Origin of the sequence: Paracoccus liaowanqingii (assembly GCF_004683865.2) — a bacterium.
Classification (GTDB): domain Bacteria; phylum Pseudomonadota; class Alphaproteobacteria; order Rhodobacterales; family Rhodobacteraceae; genus Paracoccus; species Paracoccus liaowanqingii.
Window position 1 is genome coordinate 124,818 of record NZ_CP040765.1, and the last position, 15,964, is coordinate 140,781.

Sequence of the window (15,964 nt, forward strand, 5' to 3'; positions counted from 1 at the left end):
ACCCTCTCATTGACACACAAGGGCGCGAATTAGTGTAAACGGAAATTACGTATATATATCGTCCACGCAAGCATCTTCAGACGCTTGCCTGAGTTTGAGACTGGTCGCATTAACGACCTGAAGGCAATTCAGTCCGATTGGGTACGTGGTTTAACCGGATGTAGCTGGAACCCGGAGCCATTAAGGTGTGACCTGCCCTCCGTTGGTCCCTCGGTCATAACGAGAGTCCGCCGGTTTGTGCGCTGCTCCCCGACCTTGGACCGCCGGATGCTGGAGTTTTCCGGCTCGGTCATGGCGACGGGCTGGCTGCGCCGCCGGGATAATGCAGGGCGATCGGGACGTTATATCCGATCGCACTATGAGGTCGGTCCTCGTTGTAGTGCCTACGCCAAGTCTCCAGTTTTTCCTGCGCGTCCACAAGGCTCATGAAGTTGCCATTGTCGCGCCATTGGTCCGAGCGGCAATGGCGACGCGCGTTCAGGCATTCGGACCGGAGCTTGCTGTTGAACGCCTCGATGAAGCCATTGTCGGTGGGCTTGCCAGGGCGTGAGAAGTCCAGGGTGATATCGTTGGCGTAGTCCCACAGATCGAGGTCGCGCGAGATGAACTCGCTGCCCGTCGACCCGGATCGTCCTGGGATAGCCGACCTCGGCACAGATCCGTTCCAGTGTCCGGACCACATCCTCGCCGCGGTAGGTGAAGCGCGGGTCAGCTGCTGGACAAAAACGGGAATGCGTGTCGACGATCGTCAGGATCCGCAGCTTGTTGCCTAGGGCGAGTTGGTCATGAACAAAATCCATGGCCCAGACATCGTTCAGCCCGACAGCCTCCTGGCGATCTTCGCGCAGTTTGGTCTTCACCGGGGGAGTGTCATGAACTTTGTGTATCTGGGCAGGCCCATGGGCCGAGCAGAACGACGTCGCCTGGCACTACATTGACCCCGGCAAGCCGCAGCGGAACGCTTTTATCGAGTCGTTCAACGGCAGTTTGCGCGACGAGCTGCTGAACGAGGAGATCTTCGACACCCTGGATGACGCCCGTTGCAAGATCGCCCTCTGGCACTATAACTACAATGCCCTCAGGCGACACTCCTCGCTCGGTCCAGCCCTGAGCGCGAGACATTCGGGGCAAAAAAACTCCCGGACCACAGACAGAAGATCGTCAAGCAGAAGCAGCAACGACTTGCGCAGTGACACAGCCTCATGCCTAGGCGTGAGCATCGACTAAAACCTGTGCGGCGTGTGGCTTCGGTCATCGACGCTGTACCGGCTCCGCCACTCCTAGACGGTCTGCTTTGAGATGCCGTAGCGCTCCGCCACCCTCTAGGCCGGCTCCGTGTTTGCCTGAACGCGACCCTTATCTTCGGTGTCGCCGTTGCCTGCTTGTAAAGAGAGATTAGCATCCCCACCTCCCAACTCAAAACTTGCCCAGCATAGATCTTGCCACGAAGAGCGCGGTCCAGCGATGGTCTATGTGATCATCCGGGATGGAAAAACAAACCTGCCCAATTTGTAAATAGCGTTTGGGTCAAGTCGGGAAATTTTTCATCTTACAGCCCGTCTCAAAAAAAATTCTGAAAGCCTATTCAGATCGAAGCCTGAGAATAAGCAGGGCTCGGGAAACCTTTGCGTCGATCATGCGCTGAAGCCGGATTTTGCGTAGCCACCCGTCGCGCGCCTGCTGCTACCGATCAAGAGCGTCTTCAGTTTTATACCTCTATTTTTTTGCGGATTTTAACTTGATAGAGCTTCAAACTTCCATCAAGCCTTGGTGCATTCTACAGCTGACCGACCCAGATTTATAAATTTAGATGATAATTTCAGAGAAAATTAAAGAATAAGTACTTTCGCTAATAAAGGTCGTTTACTTGCAGGGAGGTGCGGTAACGTACCAACATATGTCATGCAATATTTCTCTGATTAGGTTAGTTGTAGCTAAGCGGCTCTCACCTCGACTGCGGGGCGTATAGAGAAGCATCGCACAAAATTTTTCCAGAAGAGGGCAGCATGCCAAAACAATTGCCCCGCTTCGAAGGGCGCAACACTCTTCTGTCCACACTTTCCCTTGAAGATCAGGCTTTGATTTCGCCTTATACCTCTAAGGTCTCGCTTCATCGGGGAATGATACTTGAAACTCCACAAAGGGCAGTTGAATGTCTTCTTTTCCCAACTTCCGGAGTCGTATCAGTTGCTGTCTCCTCAGAACACCTAATGTGCACAATTGAGACCGGACTTTTTGGATTTGAAGGTATGTCAGGTGCTTCTGTTCTACTGAATGCGAAGGTGCCATCAACTTATCTATATGTTCGAATTTCAGGAAGTGCTGCAAAAATCGATACCACGGCGTACAAAGGCTTGGTAAGAGAAAGCTGGACAATACAACGACACTTCCTAAAATTTACTCAATCTTTAATCACGCAAACGGCCTACAATGCATATGTAAGCAGATTTGATAATATCGAAAGACGGCTCGCCCGATTGCTCCTGATGTGTCACGATAGAGTGCTCTCCGACCGAATAGATATAACCCATCAACTCTTATCTAAAATACTGGCAGTTCGGCGATCCGGCGTAACGGTGGCGACCCTAGCACTGGCGGGCAAGGGCTTAATCCATGCAGAGCGAGGTGAAATTCATATCGTAGATCGCAGTGGATTAGAGAAGTTGGTGGGGAACAGTTACGGCCCGCCTGAGGGCGAGTATAATAAATTGTTTAAGCTTTGAATGGTCATCGATTTTGTACACATACTCTATATCGAAAACGATATTATAATGATTTAATAAAATTGGAATGACAGGCTGTCCCTTACTGGGTCTGCCAGCACGTTTCGGTGATTAAAGCCAAGCCTTCCAGCAGTTCAGTGATTGGCGCAACGCCGAGGTACTCAAGCCCATTTTCGGTGCTCAAACGGGCGAACCAGACCTAAGTAGTTCAGGCTGAACAACGCTGCCCGTGGGCGAGATAACCATTTCCTGTCCTGATCACTTGCAAGATAGCGGTCAGAATGAGGGCCAACAAAGCCCTGAGGTGGGCCAGGATCTTGCGGATGTTATGGCCGCAGCCGCAGAGCACGGCGAAGATGGCGTCCCCGGACGTGCCTTTCAGTGGGCAGCGCGATAAACGTCCGTCTGTCTTCATGTGTCCGATCTCGGGCTCGATGGCGCTGCGTCGCCTCAGCAGCGCTTTCAGCCTCGGCGACAGGCCGCGGCGGGTGCCGCTGATCAGGACCTTCGTTTCCAACATCCCATGGCCGCGATACCCGCGGTCCACGACCGCCAGATCCGGGATCTGACCGGTCAGGATCGCAACCTGCTCCAGCGCTTCGGGCAGGGTGTGGCCATCGTAAGGATTGCCCGGCAGGGCACGCATGCCCACGACAAAGCCCTCGTCGATGGTGGTGGCCAGACTGACTTTGGTGCCGAACTCATAGCGCTTGCGTGCCTTGCCCTTGGAGATGCAATCGACCTCGGGCTCATGCAGGGCGTAGATCTTGCCGTGGCTTTTTGGGGACTGATGCAGCAGACGACCGACGAGCACGAGAGTGTCCAGAACCCGTTCGCGGAAGGACCCCTCCGCAATCCCGTCCAACTGCCGGCGAATATCCCGCAGGACACGACCGGTGTATCCCTTCAGCTGTTTCAGAGCCTTGCCCATGCGTTTTAACTGCCTGGCATGGGCGTAGCGCCCAATCCGCACCGCCAGGCGCGGGGCCAGGCGGTTGTAGTTCTGCCGCAGCGTGATCCCGCCTTCATCGGCAAGGGCGACAAGCTGATGACGGGCCCTCTCATAAAGACGTGCATCGGTTGGGTGGGCAATGTTCTTTTCCATAACCGTGGTATCGACGGATATGCGCGACAGGCTGCGGTCATCGACTGTCCTTGACGCCCGCCCGGCCTCGATCGTCTTTGTCAGCAGCCACTCGGCCCCTTCCTCACCGATCCGCTTGCGCCAGCGGGTCAGAGAGGACGGATCGATCGGTGGGCGGTGCTGGAAGAACACCTCGCCGGTGAAGTGCTGTCGAGTAGGCCGGGGGAATTCCACCCCCAGCCCCTCACAGAACCGTACGTGAAACTCTCGCTTCATACGGCTCTTGTCACCCAACCGTTGCGTGTCCGAGACGGGTCCAGTGAACGAAGAGACCAGGCATGCGTTTCGCGATACTGTTCAGGCGACGCAGGCTACGCCCACAGTGACCTTTGTACTGCTTGTGCTTCTTGCGGAGCCATGCCCCGAGACGCTCGTCGAAGTACGTGAACAGCTTCCACATCTTTGTAGGATAGAACCGCCCATAATATCTCCACCAGCCGTCAAGGACGGGGTTGATCATTCGGGCGATGTCCACCAGTGGCAGTGGCGCGTGTTGTGGCAGCCGCCACGACCTGATCCGATCCCGCATCCGCTTCAGCGCCTGCGGGCTCACGGCGGGCAAGAAACAGGTGAATATCCTGCCCCACCGGTTCTTCGCCATCCGGGGCCGGAAGGCAAAGCCAAGGAAGGTGAACTGGATCAGCGGATGGGAGCCACGCCGATTGCTGTCCTTGCAGTAGACCACGCAGGTCTTCTCCGGGTGCAGCGTGAGATGGCAATCAGCCAACCGCTGTTCCAGCGCCGCCTTGAGCCCTTCCGCTTCCTGCCGCGAGCGACAGTGACAGATGACATCATCAGCGTAACGTTCAAAAGGAATGGCCGGGTTGTCCCGGCGCATCCACGTATCAAACGCATAATGCAAAAACAGATTGGCCAGTAACGGACTGACAACACCGCCTTGCGGGGTGCCGCGCGTCCGTTCCTCGAGCTGTCCATCGGGCAATTGCACCGGAGCCTTCAGCCATCGGTCAATATAGAGCAGAACCCAGTCCTCCTGACAGTGCTTCCGGAGGGCTCGCATCAACAGGTCATGATCGATCGTGTCGAAAAAGCCTTTGATGTCGAGATCCAGAACCCAGTCATGTGACCAGCATCGCTTGCGCGTCTGCTCCACCGCCTGATGAGCCGATTTCCCGGGGCGATACCCATATGAGTCCGGGTCAAATATTCCATCCAACCCGGGTTCGAGGTACTGTTTGATCACCATTTGAGCGACTCGGTCCGCAACTGTCGGAATACCCAAAGGTCGAACCCCTCCGCCTGATTTGGGAATTTCCACCCTGCGCACCGGAGGCGGGAAATAGCTTCCCGATGCCAGCCGGTTCTACAGCTTGTAGAGATTGTTCGCCAAATCTCCGGCGAAGGCTTCGAGGCTTTGACCATCGACGCCCGCCGCTTTCCCATTCCCTTCCACCAGCTTATAGGCCTCCCAGACCATCCGCTTGGTAATCGGCAACGGTTTGTCCGCCATCCTCATGCTCCTCCCGGGGTCACCGGTTGGCATGTGCTGACGGACTGGGCGACGTGATCCCTTCGCTCCGCCGCCATTACAGCAGCTTCAACACTACTACGGATGAGAAACGCGCGAAAGTTGGTGATGCCCTGAGGGGCGGCATATCATGGCGGTGTTCACGCGCCGTCAATTCTCTGTCGAGAAAGGGATATGCCACATGTCAGATACTACCATCACCCATCTGCCCGATCCATCGGGATTTAGCGCCGACGCGTTCACGGATGTCATCCGCGATGGCGCACGTAAGCTGATCGAACAGGCAATCCGTGCCGAGCTGGCCACGCTCATGGACGCCTTTTCCAAGGAAAGGCTTGATGACGGGCGGGCGCGTCTGGTTCGCCATGGACACCTGCCGGAGCGCGATGTGATTACCGGCATCGGCCCGGTGCCCGTGAAAGTGCCGCGCGTGCGGGATCGGGGCGTTGGCGAAGACAAGATCACCTTCACGCCCAGCATCCTGCCGCGGTATCTGCGCAAGGCGAAATCGGTCGAGGAGCTGCTGCCGTGGCTTTACCTCAAGGGCGTGTCCACGGGCGATTTCACCGAGGCGCTGGAAGCGCTGCTGGGGCCGAACGCTAAGGGCCTGTCTGCCAAGACCGTCACGCGGCTGAAGGCTGACTGGTGGCAGGACTACGAGGCCTGGCAGAAACGCGACCTCGGCTCGCGGCGGTTTCTCTACATCTGGGCGGATGGCGTGTATTTCAAGCCGCGCATGGCTGAGGAAAAGCAATGTGTTCTGGTGATCGTGGGTGCCGATGAATACGGCCGCAAGGAGCTTCTGGCGATGACCGACGGCTTTCGTGAAAGCACGCAAAGCTGGCGCGAGGTGCTGCTCGATCTCAAACGGCGTGGCCTGAAACAGGACCCCAAACTGGCCATCGGCGACGGCGCCCTGGGGTTCTGGAGCGCGTTGCGCGAGGTGTTCGCCTCGACACGGGAACAGCGCTGTTGGGTCCATAAGACCATGAATGTGCTCAACGCGCTGCCGAAGTCCATGCAGGCAAAAGCCAAGGGCCATCTGCACGACATCTGGCAGGCCGAAACAGAAGCCGAGGCCAACGTCGCCTTCTACTTCTTCATCGAAACCTATGGTGTGAAATGGGACAAGGCGGTCGCCAAGCTGGTCAAGGACCGGGACGCGCTGCTTACTTTCTACGATTTCCCGGCCGAGCACTGGAAACACATCCGGACGTCAAACCCGATCGAGAGCACCTTCGCCACCGTTCGGCATCGCACAAAACGCACCAAGGGCTGCCTGAGCCGCAAGACCGGTCTGGCCATGGCGTTCAAGCTGATGATGTCGGCACAGAAAAAATGGCGCAAACTCGACGGCCAGAACCGCCTCCCCGAGGTCATCGCAGGGGTTGAGTTCAGGGACGGCATCCGCCAACTTCAAAATGCCGCTTGATCAGGCGTCACCAACTTTTGCGTATATCTCACTACGGATCACTCCGCCCCTGTCGCGGGCATCGGTATTCTCCCTCGTGGTGTGTGCCACTTGCGGATTTCCCTTGGCATCCCACGCCAGGTTCCCTCGTTCCATGTCGACGCCTGTGATGAGATCATGCCGCCTATACACCGGCTGCCGCGTGGCCAGTAAGCAGGTCGCGTCCACGCTTGAGAACGGCGGTGCAAAAATCGGCCACGGTAGCGGCGGGATGATCCTGCTGCGGGCGGCGTAAAAGTCGTCCACCTTTACCCTTTCTGGCGACAGGGAGGGCGGGAGGATTTTCACCGTGGACTTGTATCGTAGAGTGCGATTGGCCTGTGCCGAGGGGATGAGCCAGCGCGAGGCAGCGCGTCATTTCAACATCGCGCGCGACAGCGTAGCCAAGATGATGACGTTCTCGGTTCCGCCCGGATATCGGCGGACGGCCCCTGTGAAGCGGCCGAAGCTGGATGCCTACACCGGGATCATCGACGGCTGGCTGGAGGGCGATCGGGAGGTCCATCGCAAGCAGAGGCATACGGCGAAGCGGGTGTTCGAGCGGCTTCGCGATGAGCACGGGTTCGCCGGCGGCTACACGATCGTGAAGGACTACATGCGGGAGCGCGAACGGCGCGGCCGCGAGATGTTCGTGCCGCTGGCACACCCGCCCGGACATGCCCAGGCCGACTTCGGCGAGGCGGTGGCCATCATCGACAGTGTCGAGCAGAAGGCGCATTTCTTCGTCATGGACCTTCCGCACAGCGATGCCTGTTATGTCAGGGCCTATCCAGCGGCGACCGCGGAAGCCTGGGTTGACGGTCACGTCCAGGCCTTCGCATTCTTCGGCAAGGTGCCTGCATCGGTCCTCTACGACAACGACCGCTGCCTGGTTGCGAAGATCCTGCCGGACGGGGCGCGCCAGCGAGCCACGCTCTTCAACGGGTTCCTGTCGCATTACCTGTTCCGCGACCGCTACGGCCGCCCGGGCAAGGGGAACGACAAAGGTAACGCTGAGGGCTTGGTTGGCTACTCTCGCCGCAACTTCATGGTGCCGATCCCGCAGTTTGCGACCTGGGACGCGTTCAACGCCCATCTGGAGGCGCAATGCCGCAGGCGTCAGGGGGATGTCCTGCGCGGCCAGTCCGAGACGATCGGCCAGCGCCTTGGGCGGGATCTGGCTGCGATGTCCGACCAGCCGGCCGCACCGTTTGAAGCCTGCGATCAGGCCACTGGCCGGGTCAGCTCGCAGGCGCTGGTGCGCTACAAGACCAACGATTATTCGGTGCCGGTTGCTTACGGCCACCGTGATGTCTGGATCAGGGGCTATGTCGCCGAGGTCGTGATCGGCTGCGGTGGCGAGGTCATCGCACGTCATCCCCGCTGCTACGACCGCGAGGACATGGTCTTCGATCCGGTGCACTATCTTCCGCTCATCGAGCGCAAGATCAACGCCCTGGACCAGGCGGCGCCCCTGGCCGAGTGGGATCTACCACCAGAGTTCGCGATCCTACGCCGACTGATGGAGGCGCGGATGAACAAAGTCGGACGCCGCGAGTATGTTCAGGTTTTACGCCTGCTCGAGACCTTCTGCCTCGACGACCTGCACGCCGCCGTGAAGAAGGCGCTGCAACTGGGTGCCGTCAGCTTCGATGCCGTTAAGCACCTTGTGCTCTGTCAGGTCGAAAGGCGTCCGCCGAAGCTGGACCTTGATGTCTACCCCTACCTGCCGCGCGCCAACGTCGCGACCACATCCGTGGCGAGCTACATGTCCCTGCTGTCGGGAGATGTAGCATGACTGAAGCCCCGAGGATCCTGCTCACCCACCATCTGAAAACGCTGAAGCTGCCGACGTTCCTGCGGGAGTATGAGAAGGTTGCGCGCCAATGCGCCGCTGAAGGGCTGGACCATGTCCAGTTCCTGTCGCGCCTGGTCGAACTGGAACTGATCGACCGCGAGCGGCGGATGGTCGAGCGACGCATCAAGGCCGCGAAGTTCCCGACGACCAAGAGCCTCGACAGCTTCGACTTCAAGGCGATCCCCAAGCTCAACAAGATGCAGGTGCTGGAATTGGCCCGCTGTGAATGGATCCTACGGCGCGAGAACGTCATCGCCCTCGGGCCGAGCGGCACGGGCAAGACCCATGTTGCCCTCGGACTGGGGCTGGCCGCCTGTCAGAAGGGCATGGCGGTCCGCTTCACCACCGCCGCGACGTTGGTCAACGAGCTGATGGAGGCCCGCGACGAACGCCGCCTGCTCCGCCTGCAAAAGCAGCTGGCTGGCGTCAAGTTGCTCATCATCGATGAACTAGGCTTTGTGCCGCTGTCCAAGACCGGCGCCGAGCTCTTGTTCGAGCTCATCTCTCAGCGCTATGAGCGCGGTTCCACGATGATCACCAGCAACCTGCCATTCGACGAATGGACTGAAACCTTCGGCACCGAACGCCTGACCGGCGCATTGCTCGATCGACTGACCCACCACGTCAATATCCTCGAGATGAACGGCGACAGTTATCGGCTCGGACAAAGCCGCGCCCGAAAGGCCGAAGCAACCACATAATCGCACCTTGCGAGATTGGCCCTGCGGGCCAAAGCGCCATGGCACGCGCCAGCTATTTGGGGAGCGCGCGCGCCATGGCGCTTGGCGCCTCGCCACTGGCCTGGTTTTGCGCCGCCGCGTGGCCGGTTTTTACGCCGCCGTTGACAACATCTGATACTGAGGGTGGACCCCTATCGCCGTCACCATTAATGAGCCTTTTGGCATGACAAGATGGCCCGGCTCAACCTTCGATAATTGTTCTGGCTCGCACTAGCGCTATGCATCTGACAACCCCGAAGCGAGGGTTCGCTCCGGGGTTGTCAGCAAAAGGTAACTCTTGATTAGGAACGCGCCCCAAAGGTGAGTGATCGAACTAAAGTTCCCGTGGAAATGTAGCATGCTTGTGACTCTGTTCCCGGAGCCATGCCTCGATCTCGGGCTTGGGCGCCCCGAAGAGTATCAAGCTGTCGAGTTCCTGAAGACAAGCTACCACGTTCTTAACAGGCTTGGGCCGCTTTCCCGGATCGGCCCGCCAGAGCCACGCTACGCGGCTCTCCTCGTCCAGTTCAGCTATCAGCATCGCGCGCTTGTCCATGTAGTTCACTACACCTGAATAAAGTTTCAATTGTGCAGGCATGCGCCCCTCAACGATCAAGCGCCACATGACCAAAAAGCTAAGGAAAAAAGACACCAGAATTTTGGCGCGTTTGAATACGCTCAGCTCTCCCCATTCAAGCGCGCCAAGAGTAGCTTTGAGGCTCTGAACGTCGGGACCTGCTTCGCCTCCACCTTCACAGGGTCGCCATTTCGGGGGTCCCGGCTCATCCTTTGCTTCCGGACCTTGCTCGCAAAGCTTCCGAACTCCCGAAACTCAACCCTTTTGCCCTGTGCGAGACTATCGGTGATCTGGTTCAGGATCGACTCCACGGCGGCCTCCACCACCAGCGGCGACAGATGCGGGTGGACCTTGGCGAGTTTCCTGACCAGTTCGGAACGGATCATTGGGCTTTCCTTTTTCGACGGTAAGCCGGCTGTGACGCCTTCCGCCAGATTTCCGATGCCAGGCCGATGGCCAAAGTCCTCGCTGCCTTCCCCTGCTCAGTCCCCGGCCTGTGCTATTTGTTGCCGCGCTGGCGGTATAACCGGGGTGGCTATCGAGGCCATCAGTTCATGGTGGAGTTGTGAATTTCAATTACGGACCGCGGAGACAGATAAAATTGCTGGCCGTATCAGCAATTGCAGCAATTTCCGGGCACTGGATACCCGTGAACGAGCCTTAGCTAGAGACGCGCTGACAGAGCCGCGCACAACTCCTCAATCGCAACCTGCGTCATTTGAGTGGGGTCAAAAACGCCGTTGATGAAGTAGCGCGAGACAATGTCCTGTTCTACCTGCGACACAGGGATGCAGTGCATGCTCCACTTGCTAAATGAGCGAGCTGGGGTTTCACCAGCAACCCAGACCCGAATGCATTGATGTCGATCATCCTTCATGATGCGCATGAAGCATTCCTCGATGACGGACCGCTCTCCCTCGAGGAACTGCATGAAGTCTTCGTCACTCGCAATCAGCACGCCGCTGATGCCGTCGTGTTCGTTGTTGGCTCGGGATCGCTGAAGGATGTCATCAAGAGCCCCGTCGTCTAGGCCTCCATGGTTGGAGGTATAGATAAGCTTGGCAAGTGACATGATTTCTCCTGTATGGGCGCGGGGTCGCCGAACCTAAGAAATATATCCTTTTGTGCAGGATACTAGCAACATTGTGTCATTATATTCAATCTCAATGAAATTATGTTGCTCTATCGATCCAGAGAGTGCTTTAGAGGACTGCCACAAGACGTGGCACGAGCAGGAGCCGGTATTTTCGCTCTTGGTACCACCTTGTCTCATGATGATGGCCTGCCATGTCACCTGCACTCGAGGAGCGCCCGCCAACCATTACGCGGCCAAAATGCTGCACCTGCTCGGAAGCATCCACCAGCAACGCCGACCAAAGGGACACAATACCTAGCTGACCTTCGAGGTGGCCACCACCTTTTCGACCGCCATACCGGTGAGCTCTGCATAATCGCCTTCAGCGGGGCAACAGGCGGCATTGCCCATGATGCCCATGCGCGCGCTTATCACGCTGCCCGAGGCGGCCATCGTTTCGCTTGCCCGCAAGCCTGTCGTCATCATGCCAATGGCCGGCGCATGCCAGCTGTGTCCATGCATTTAAGCCAGTCATCATCTGGTTGTCCTTGTTCGGTCGGACGACGCAAGGGCACAGTGATAGGCACCGCCACCCCTGCCCCGATGCCGTGGAGGTGCGGCGTTGCTGATGCAGTGATACTCGCTTCCACGGAAAATGGGTTGCCGAACTAGGCCAAACTAAACCGTCTGCGAACGTCGTCTGAACATTCTTTGACCTTGTAGGTCGGTGTGGTGCGTCCGTTGGTAAGTTGAACTTCAGTGGCCTTCACTCCATCCCGGATTTGCACCACCCGCCACGGCGGGCATACAAAATTATGCGGCTTTCCGTAGATGTCGATCAGGAAAACTTTTCTGGTCATGAGTTCTTCCCTGGCGTGTGGCGATCCGCATCATGAAGACTACCCAAGGCTTTACAAATCAACCTTGAAGAACAAATAGCTATATAAAAACAATCTAAGGTTACACATTCAACACATGTTGTGTCTTCGACCGTCGAAGCCGTATCGGTCGTCGTCGGCCCGGGCGGTCGGAAGGCAACATAGGCTCGCTTTCCGAATTGATTCCGACGGATGACCTTACGAGTTTGAAGATCAGATTGCGCTTGGAGATTTATGGGCGCTTCCGGACCAATTTCTTGGTTAAGAGTGTTGGCTGTTCATAACGCTGTGCTCAAACGACTGCATTGATCAAGATCAAACAGCCGACCTTCGAAGTTCGGATTGTGCCAGCCGTTGCTCGTCATTCTGCGTGTAACAATTACCCTCGGCGTGAACTTGTAAGCCCCAGACCGGACATCGCCGAAGGAAAATCCATCATTGAGCGCACATTGCCAATGCCCCATATTTTCAGCATTGGGTAGGAGGATCAGGAATAGAAGCAGATCAGTCGCACCGCGGGCGTCTGATTGACCACATCCACTTGGTCGTCAATGATCTACCAGTCTGCCTTGCTTTTTTACCGCGCGATCTTCGGCGTCATGCACAACCCTATAGGTGGCACTTCGGACGATTGTTTCTGGGCCGACGATTTGTTCATCTCGTCTAAGGACAGTGGCGCTGCACTGGGTGAGTTGACAGGTCGGCATCCCCTGGCAGTTCAGGCTGACAGCCCTGATATTGTCGTGGCCTTTTCAAAGCCGGTCTTTCGGCCGGCGGAATGGACAATGGCGCGCCGGGGGAACGACCCTACCACCCAGGATATTTTGCGTCCTTCCTGATCGACCCGGCCAGAAACAATATCAAGGCAGTCTAACATGGCCCGGCAAGCCGAAGCGCTGCGTCCGTCGAGGTGACATTCTGAGAGCGTTGTGGTCTTCTCGATCTATGATCCCCACCCCCCATCGTCCGCTGTCTTGTCGCGCTATCTCTGGGGTTTTTGCAGCAACCTCATTCCCCGCCGCATGCCGGGGCAGCTGAGCATCCGCCGGGAGCTATGCGGGATTTTGGGTGACGCGGCCTGATCAAGCGGCGCGGCTTTCGTTGGCGTCCTGCTCGGCGACACCGTCAGTGAACTTGACGCCTTCGACGACGAGAGGCAACTGGTTTGCGCCCTTCAGTCGTCGCCATTTCTTCGCTGCGGCCTGAACCAGCTTGAACACCATCAGCTTCGCTGTCTTCTGAGACAACGCGCCTTTGGTTCGGACGGTGCGATGGCGGACGGTCGCGAAGACGCTCTCGATCGGGTTGGACGTGCGCAGGTGGTCCCAGTGAGCGGCCGGGAAGTCGTAGAAGGCCAGCAGTGCCTCTCGATCCTTGGTCAGGCAGGCGACGGCTTTCTCGTATTTCACGCCATACTTCTCGACGAAGGTATTGACGGCGGTCTCTGCCGCCGCGCGGGTCGCGGCTTGCCAGATCTCCCGCAGGTCAGTCTTCACCGCCGGGTGCATCGACTTCGGAAGCTTGTTCAGGACGTTGGACACCTTGTGGGTCCAACAGCGTTGGTGGCGCGTGTCGGGGAAGATCTCATCCAGCGCCTTCCAGAAGCCAAGGGCACCATCTCCGACCGCGAGGTCCGGTGGCGCCGAGAGGCCGCGGGCCCTGAGGTCGACCAGCAGTTCATGCCAGCTCTGCGCGCTCTCGCGGACCCCAACCTGGAACCCCAGCAGCTCCTTCTTCCCTTCCGGCGTCGCCCCGATGATCACCAGCATGCACTCGGCCTGCGGCTCCATCCGGGCCTGCAGATACACGCCGTCGGCCCAGACATAGACGTAGCGCCGGGCCGAGAGGTTTCGGCGTTGCCAGCGGTCATGTTCTGCTTGCCACTCGCCCGTGAGCCGCGAGATCGCTCCTGGCGACAGGTTGGGCGCATCCGGACCGACCAGCGCGCTCAGAGCCTCCTGGAAGTCTCCAGTCGAGACGCCGCGCAAGTAGAGGACCGGAAGCAGAGCATCAAGGCTAGGCGAACGGCGCGCCCACTTCGGAAGAATGCGCGAATTGAACCGGATCTTGTCCTCCGGCGGCGCATCAGCTGCCCGGTCGCGCACCTTCTGTCTCTGCACCGGGATAGGGCCGATCCCGGTCTGGATGTTCCGCTCAGGGCCGGTGCCGTGGTGGACAACGCGCTGCCTGCCATCGGGCAGGCGCTCCTCAGCAAACTGCGCGACAAAACTCGCGGCCTCAGCCCTGAGTGCCGCTGCCAGCATCTGCCGGGCGCCGTCGCGTGCAATCTCGGTGAGTGGATCAACGACAGATCCGGGCTGGTGAAGCGGGGTGATCGTGATATCATCTTCCAAGGCGTATCGCTCCTTCGGGAGGTTCTGGCAGGCTTTGACACCCACCACGATACGCCGCCTTCTCAGACCCCATCACCCAAAATCGGCCATAGCTCATCCGCCCGGCCTTGGCGACGGACACGACGATGCGCTCGCGCTTGCGGCTTTCGGGCCAGCGCTTGAGCAGCTTGTCGACGCGCATGTCGTAAAGCGTCAGCAGGATCTTCTTGCTGCCCTGTCCGCACAGCACGACGACCTTTCGATGCGCGAACACGCGGCCCTTCAGGCCGCCCTCCTCATAGGCCTCGCGGCGTGCCGAGGCCGGGCCGGACATGCCGGGGATGCGGTGCCCCTTCGGATGGATCCATTCCTTCCGGCTCTGGCGGGTGACCAGGACGATCTGGTCCTTGCCCTTCCCGGGCAGGCGGCAGAGGACGCCGTAGCGCTTTTCGGTCATGCAAACAGCTCGCGGATCAGGGTCGCGCCGGACAGCGCCAGGGACTTGTTGCGAAAGCGGCCGTTCGCGCTGACATCGCGGCCGAACCAGGCGGGGGGCGCGAAGGCCGTGGCCTCCGTCTCGGACCCGAACTCGACCTCGACGGTCACCAACGGGGCCAGGTCGCCGTCGAAGACGTCCAGCTCGAAAGTGTGCCCGTCGTCCAGACGGCCGGTCCAGCGCGTCTTCTCGATCCGGCGCCCCTCGGTCTGGGGCCAGAGGAGGTCGAACTGCGCGGCCTCGATCGTGATCTCGCGCTCGGTCCGTACGATGCCTTCGCCGGATTTCAGGCACAGCACATGCGTGTCGTCCGACTGGCGCAGCCTTACCTCGACCGAATCCTGCGGTTGGGTCACATAGCCCTGCCGCAGGGCCGAGGGCCGGGCCGCCGACAGATCCGGCAGCGCGGGAACCAGGAACTTGCGCTCGATCTCCTGGGGCGTGGCCATCCGCGTCAGCTCTTCCACAGCCGGTCGCGGATCTCGTCGAAGATCTGCCCATAGGCCTGGGACGAGGGGCGGTCGGGGGCGAAGGCCATCACCGGCGCCCGGTTCACGCCCATCCGCTCGACGTCGGTGGAAAAGGGCAGCACGGCCTGCAGCATCTGCTTGGGATAGGCGTCCCGCATCCGCTCCATCGTCTCGCCATGCAGCAGCTTCTGGCGCTGCACCATCGAGAAGAAGGCCACGATCCGCTTCTTGCCGGAGGTGTCCTTCGACCCGTCCTGCCCCCCACGAAGTCCAGCAGCTGCTCGAAGGTCCGTTCGGACAGCGTCGTCGGAATGACCGGCACCACGATCAGGTCCGAGGCCTGCAGCACGTTCTCGGACAGCATCGAGATGTTGGGCGGGCAGTCCAGCACGATGACGTCGTAATCCCCGCCGACGGCCTTCAGCGACTTCTTGAGCCGCGACCGGCTGTTCTTCATCCGCGACAGGAAGACGTCGAAATCGCGAAAGGTCATATTGGCGGGCAGAATTTCCAGATTGTCGTAGTCGCTGCCGCGGATCGCCTTGGTGAACTGCTTGACGTCCTCGAAGAACGCCTCGTTCTCCAGCTTTTCCGAGGGCTTGACGCGGAAATAGAACCCCGAGGCCCCCTGCGGGTCCAGATCGCAGAGCAGCACGCGCTTGCCGGCCTTGGCGAAGGCGTAGGCCAGGTTGACCGAGGCGGCGGTCTTTCCGACACCGCCCTTGTTGCTGTAGCAGGCGACGATCTTCATC

At 58.9% G+C, this 15,964-nt stretch carries 12 protein-coding genes and 5 pseudogenes; 6 read left to right on the top strand and 11 right to left on the bottom strand.

The genetic code is table 11. The features are described from left to right. Positions 1 to 289 precede the first annotated feature (289 nt). Positions 290 to 860, bottom strand: a pseudogene (locus tag E4191_RS22650) (integrase core domain-containing protein); the annotation flags it as partial. Between the two features lie 40 nt (positions 861 to 900). Between E4191_RS22650 and E4191_RS24950 the strand changes: the two are divergent. Both E4191_RS24950 and E4191_RS22665 read left to right on the top strand, forming a co-directional pair. Next, positions 901 to 1,227: pseudogene (locus E4191_RS24950) on the top strand (integrase core domain-containing protein); the annotation flags it as partial. A 779-nt stretch (positions 1,228 to 2,006) separates the two neighbouring features. Continuing rightward, a complete protein-coding gene (locus E4191_RS22665; RefSeq protein ID WP_139616550.1) occupies positions 2,007 to 2,723 on the top strand; it encodes a Crp/Fnr family transcriptional regulator in 717 nt (238 codons plus the stop codon). A 208-nt stretch (positions 2,724 to 2,931) separates the two neighbouring features. Here the strand turns inward: E4191_RS22665 and E4191_RS22670 are convergent. Continuing rightward, positions 2,932 to 4,026, bottom strand: a pseudogene (locus E4191_RS22670) (IS5 family transposase); the annotation flags it as partial. A 54-nt stretch (positions 4,027 to 4,080) separates the two neighbouring features. Further along, positions 4,081 to 5,344, bottom strand: a pseudogene (gene ltrA, locus E4191_RS22675) (group II intron reverse transcriptase/maturase); the annotation flags it as partial. Between the two features lie 193 nt (positions 5,345 to 5,537). Between ltrA and E4191_RS22680 the strand changes: the two are divergent. From E4191_RS22680 to istB, 3 genes are all read left to right on the top strand, one after another. Beyond that, positions 5,538 to 6,788 (top strand): IS256 family transposase, encoded by a 1,251-nt coding sequence (locus tag E4191_RS22680; RefSeq protein ID WP_139616104.1) that lies wholly within the window; start codon positions 5,538 to 5,540, stop codon positions 6,786 to 6,788. A 328-nt stretch (positions 6,789 to 7,116) separates the two neighbouring features. Continuing rightward, entirely contained in the window at positions 7,117 to 8,604 is a 1,488-nt protein-coding gene (gene istA, locus E4191_RS22685) for an IS21 family transposase (protein WP_139616551.1), read from the top strand. Further along, positions 8,601 to 9,365, top strand: coding sequence for an IS21-like element helper ATPase IstB (gene istB, locus E4191_RS22690; protein ID WP_139616552.1), 765 nt, complete (start codon positions 8,601 to 8,603; stop codon positions 9,363 to 9,365). The genes istA and istB overlap by 4 nt, the downstream gene beginning before the upstream one ends. A 696-nt stretch (positions 9,366 to 10,061) precedes the next feature. On the opposite strand, the gene E4191_RS22695 is transcribed toward istB, so the two are convergent. The 3 genes from E4191_RS22695 to E4191_RS23990 form a co-directional block, all read right to left on the bottom strand. Beyond that, positions 10,062 to 10,346 (bottom strand): HU family DNA-binding protein, encoded by a 285-nt coding sequence (locus tag E4191_RS22695; RefSeq protein WP_139616553.1) that lies wholly within the window; start codon positions 10,344 to 10,346, stop codon positions 10,062 to 10,064. 278 nt (positions 10,347 to 10,624) lie between these two features. Continuing rightward, positions 10,625 to 11,032: a BLUF domain-containing protein gene (locus E4191_RS22700; protein WP_135819359.1), complete on the bottom strand. Its 408-nt coding sequence runs from the start codon at positions 11,030 to 11,032 to the stop codon at positions 10,625 to 10,627. Positions 11,033 to 11,350: 318 nt separating this feature from the next. Further along, on the bottom strand, positions 11,351 to 11,521 hold the full coding sequence (locus E4191_RS23990) for a hypothetical protein (RefSeq protein ID WP_168217626.1): 171 nt from the start codon (positions 11,519 to 11,521) through the stop codon (positions 11,351 to 11,353). Between the two features lie 885 nt (positions 11,522 to 12,406). On the opposite strand from E4191_RS23990, the pseudogene E4191_RS22705 reads away from it, so the two are divergent. Beyond that, positions 12,407 to 12,787 (top strand): annotated as a pseudogene (locus E4191_RS22705) (VOC family protein). Positions 12,788 to 12,995: 208 nt separating this feature from the next. Here the strand turns inward: E4191_RS22705 and E4191_RS22710 are convergent. From E4191_RS22710 to E4191_RS22725, 5 genes are read right to left on the bottom strand one after another with little or no spacing between them, the layout of a single operon-like run. Next, entirely contained in the window at positions 12,996 to 14,267 is a 1,272-nt protein-coding gene (locus E4191_RS22710; protein ID WP_135312179.1) for an IS256 family transposase, read from the bottom strand. Beyond that, the gene (locus E4191_RS22715; protein ID WP_139616554.1) at positions 14,257 to 14,703 is read right to left on the bottom strand and encodes an NUDIX hydrolase; all 447 of its coding nucleotides are present in this window, start codon (positions 14,701 to 14,703) and stop codon (positions 14,257 to 14,259) included. The genes E4191_RS22710 and E4191_RS22715 overlap by 11 nt, the downstream gene beginning before the upstream one ends. Continuing rightward, the gene (locus tag E4191_RS22720; RefSeq protein ID WP_139616555.1) at positions 14,700 to 15,191 is read right to left on the bottom strand and encodes a CYTH domain-containing protein; all 492 of its coding nucleotides are present in this window, start codon (positions 15,189 to 15,191) and stop codon (positions 14,700 to 14,702) included. The genes E4191_RS22715 and E4191_RS22720 overlap by 4 nt, the downstream gene beginning before the upstream one ends. Positions 15,192 to 15,196: 5 nt before the next feature. After that, a complete protein-coding gene (locus E4191_RS24785) occupies positions 15,197 to 15,334 on the bottom strand; it encodes a hypothetical protein (protein ID WP_176562862.1) in 138 nt (45 codons plus the stop codon). Beyond that, complete coding sequence (locus E4191_RS22725) at positions 15,295 to 15,963, bottom strand: ParA family protein (protein ID WP_176562863.1); 669 nt, start codon at positions 15,961 to 15,963, stop codon at positions 15,295 to 15,297. Before E4191_RS22725 ends, E4191_RS24785 begins: the two co-directional genes overlap by 40 nt. Position 15,964 lies beyond the last annotated feature (1 nt).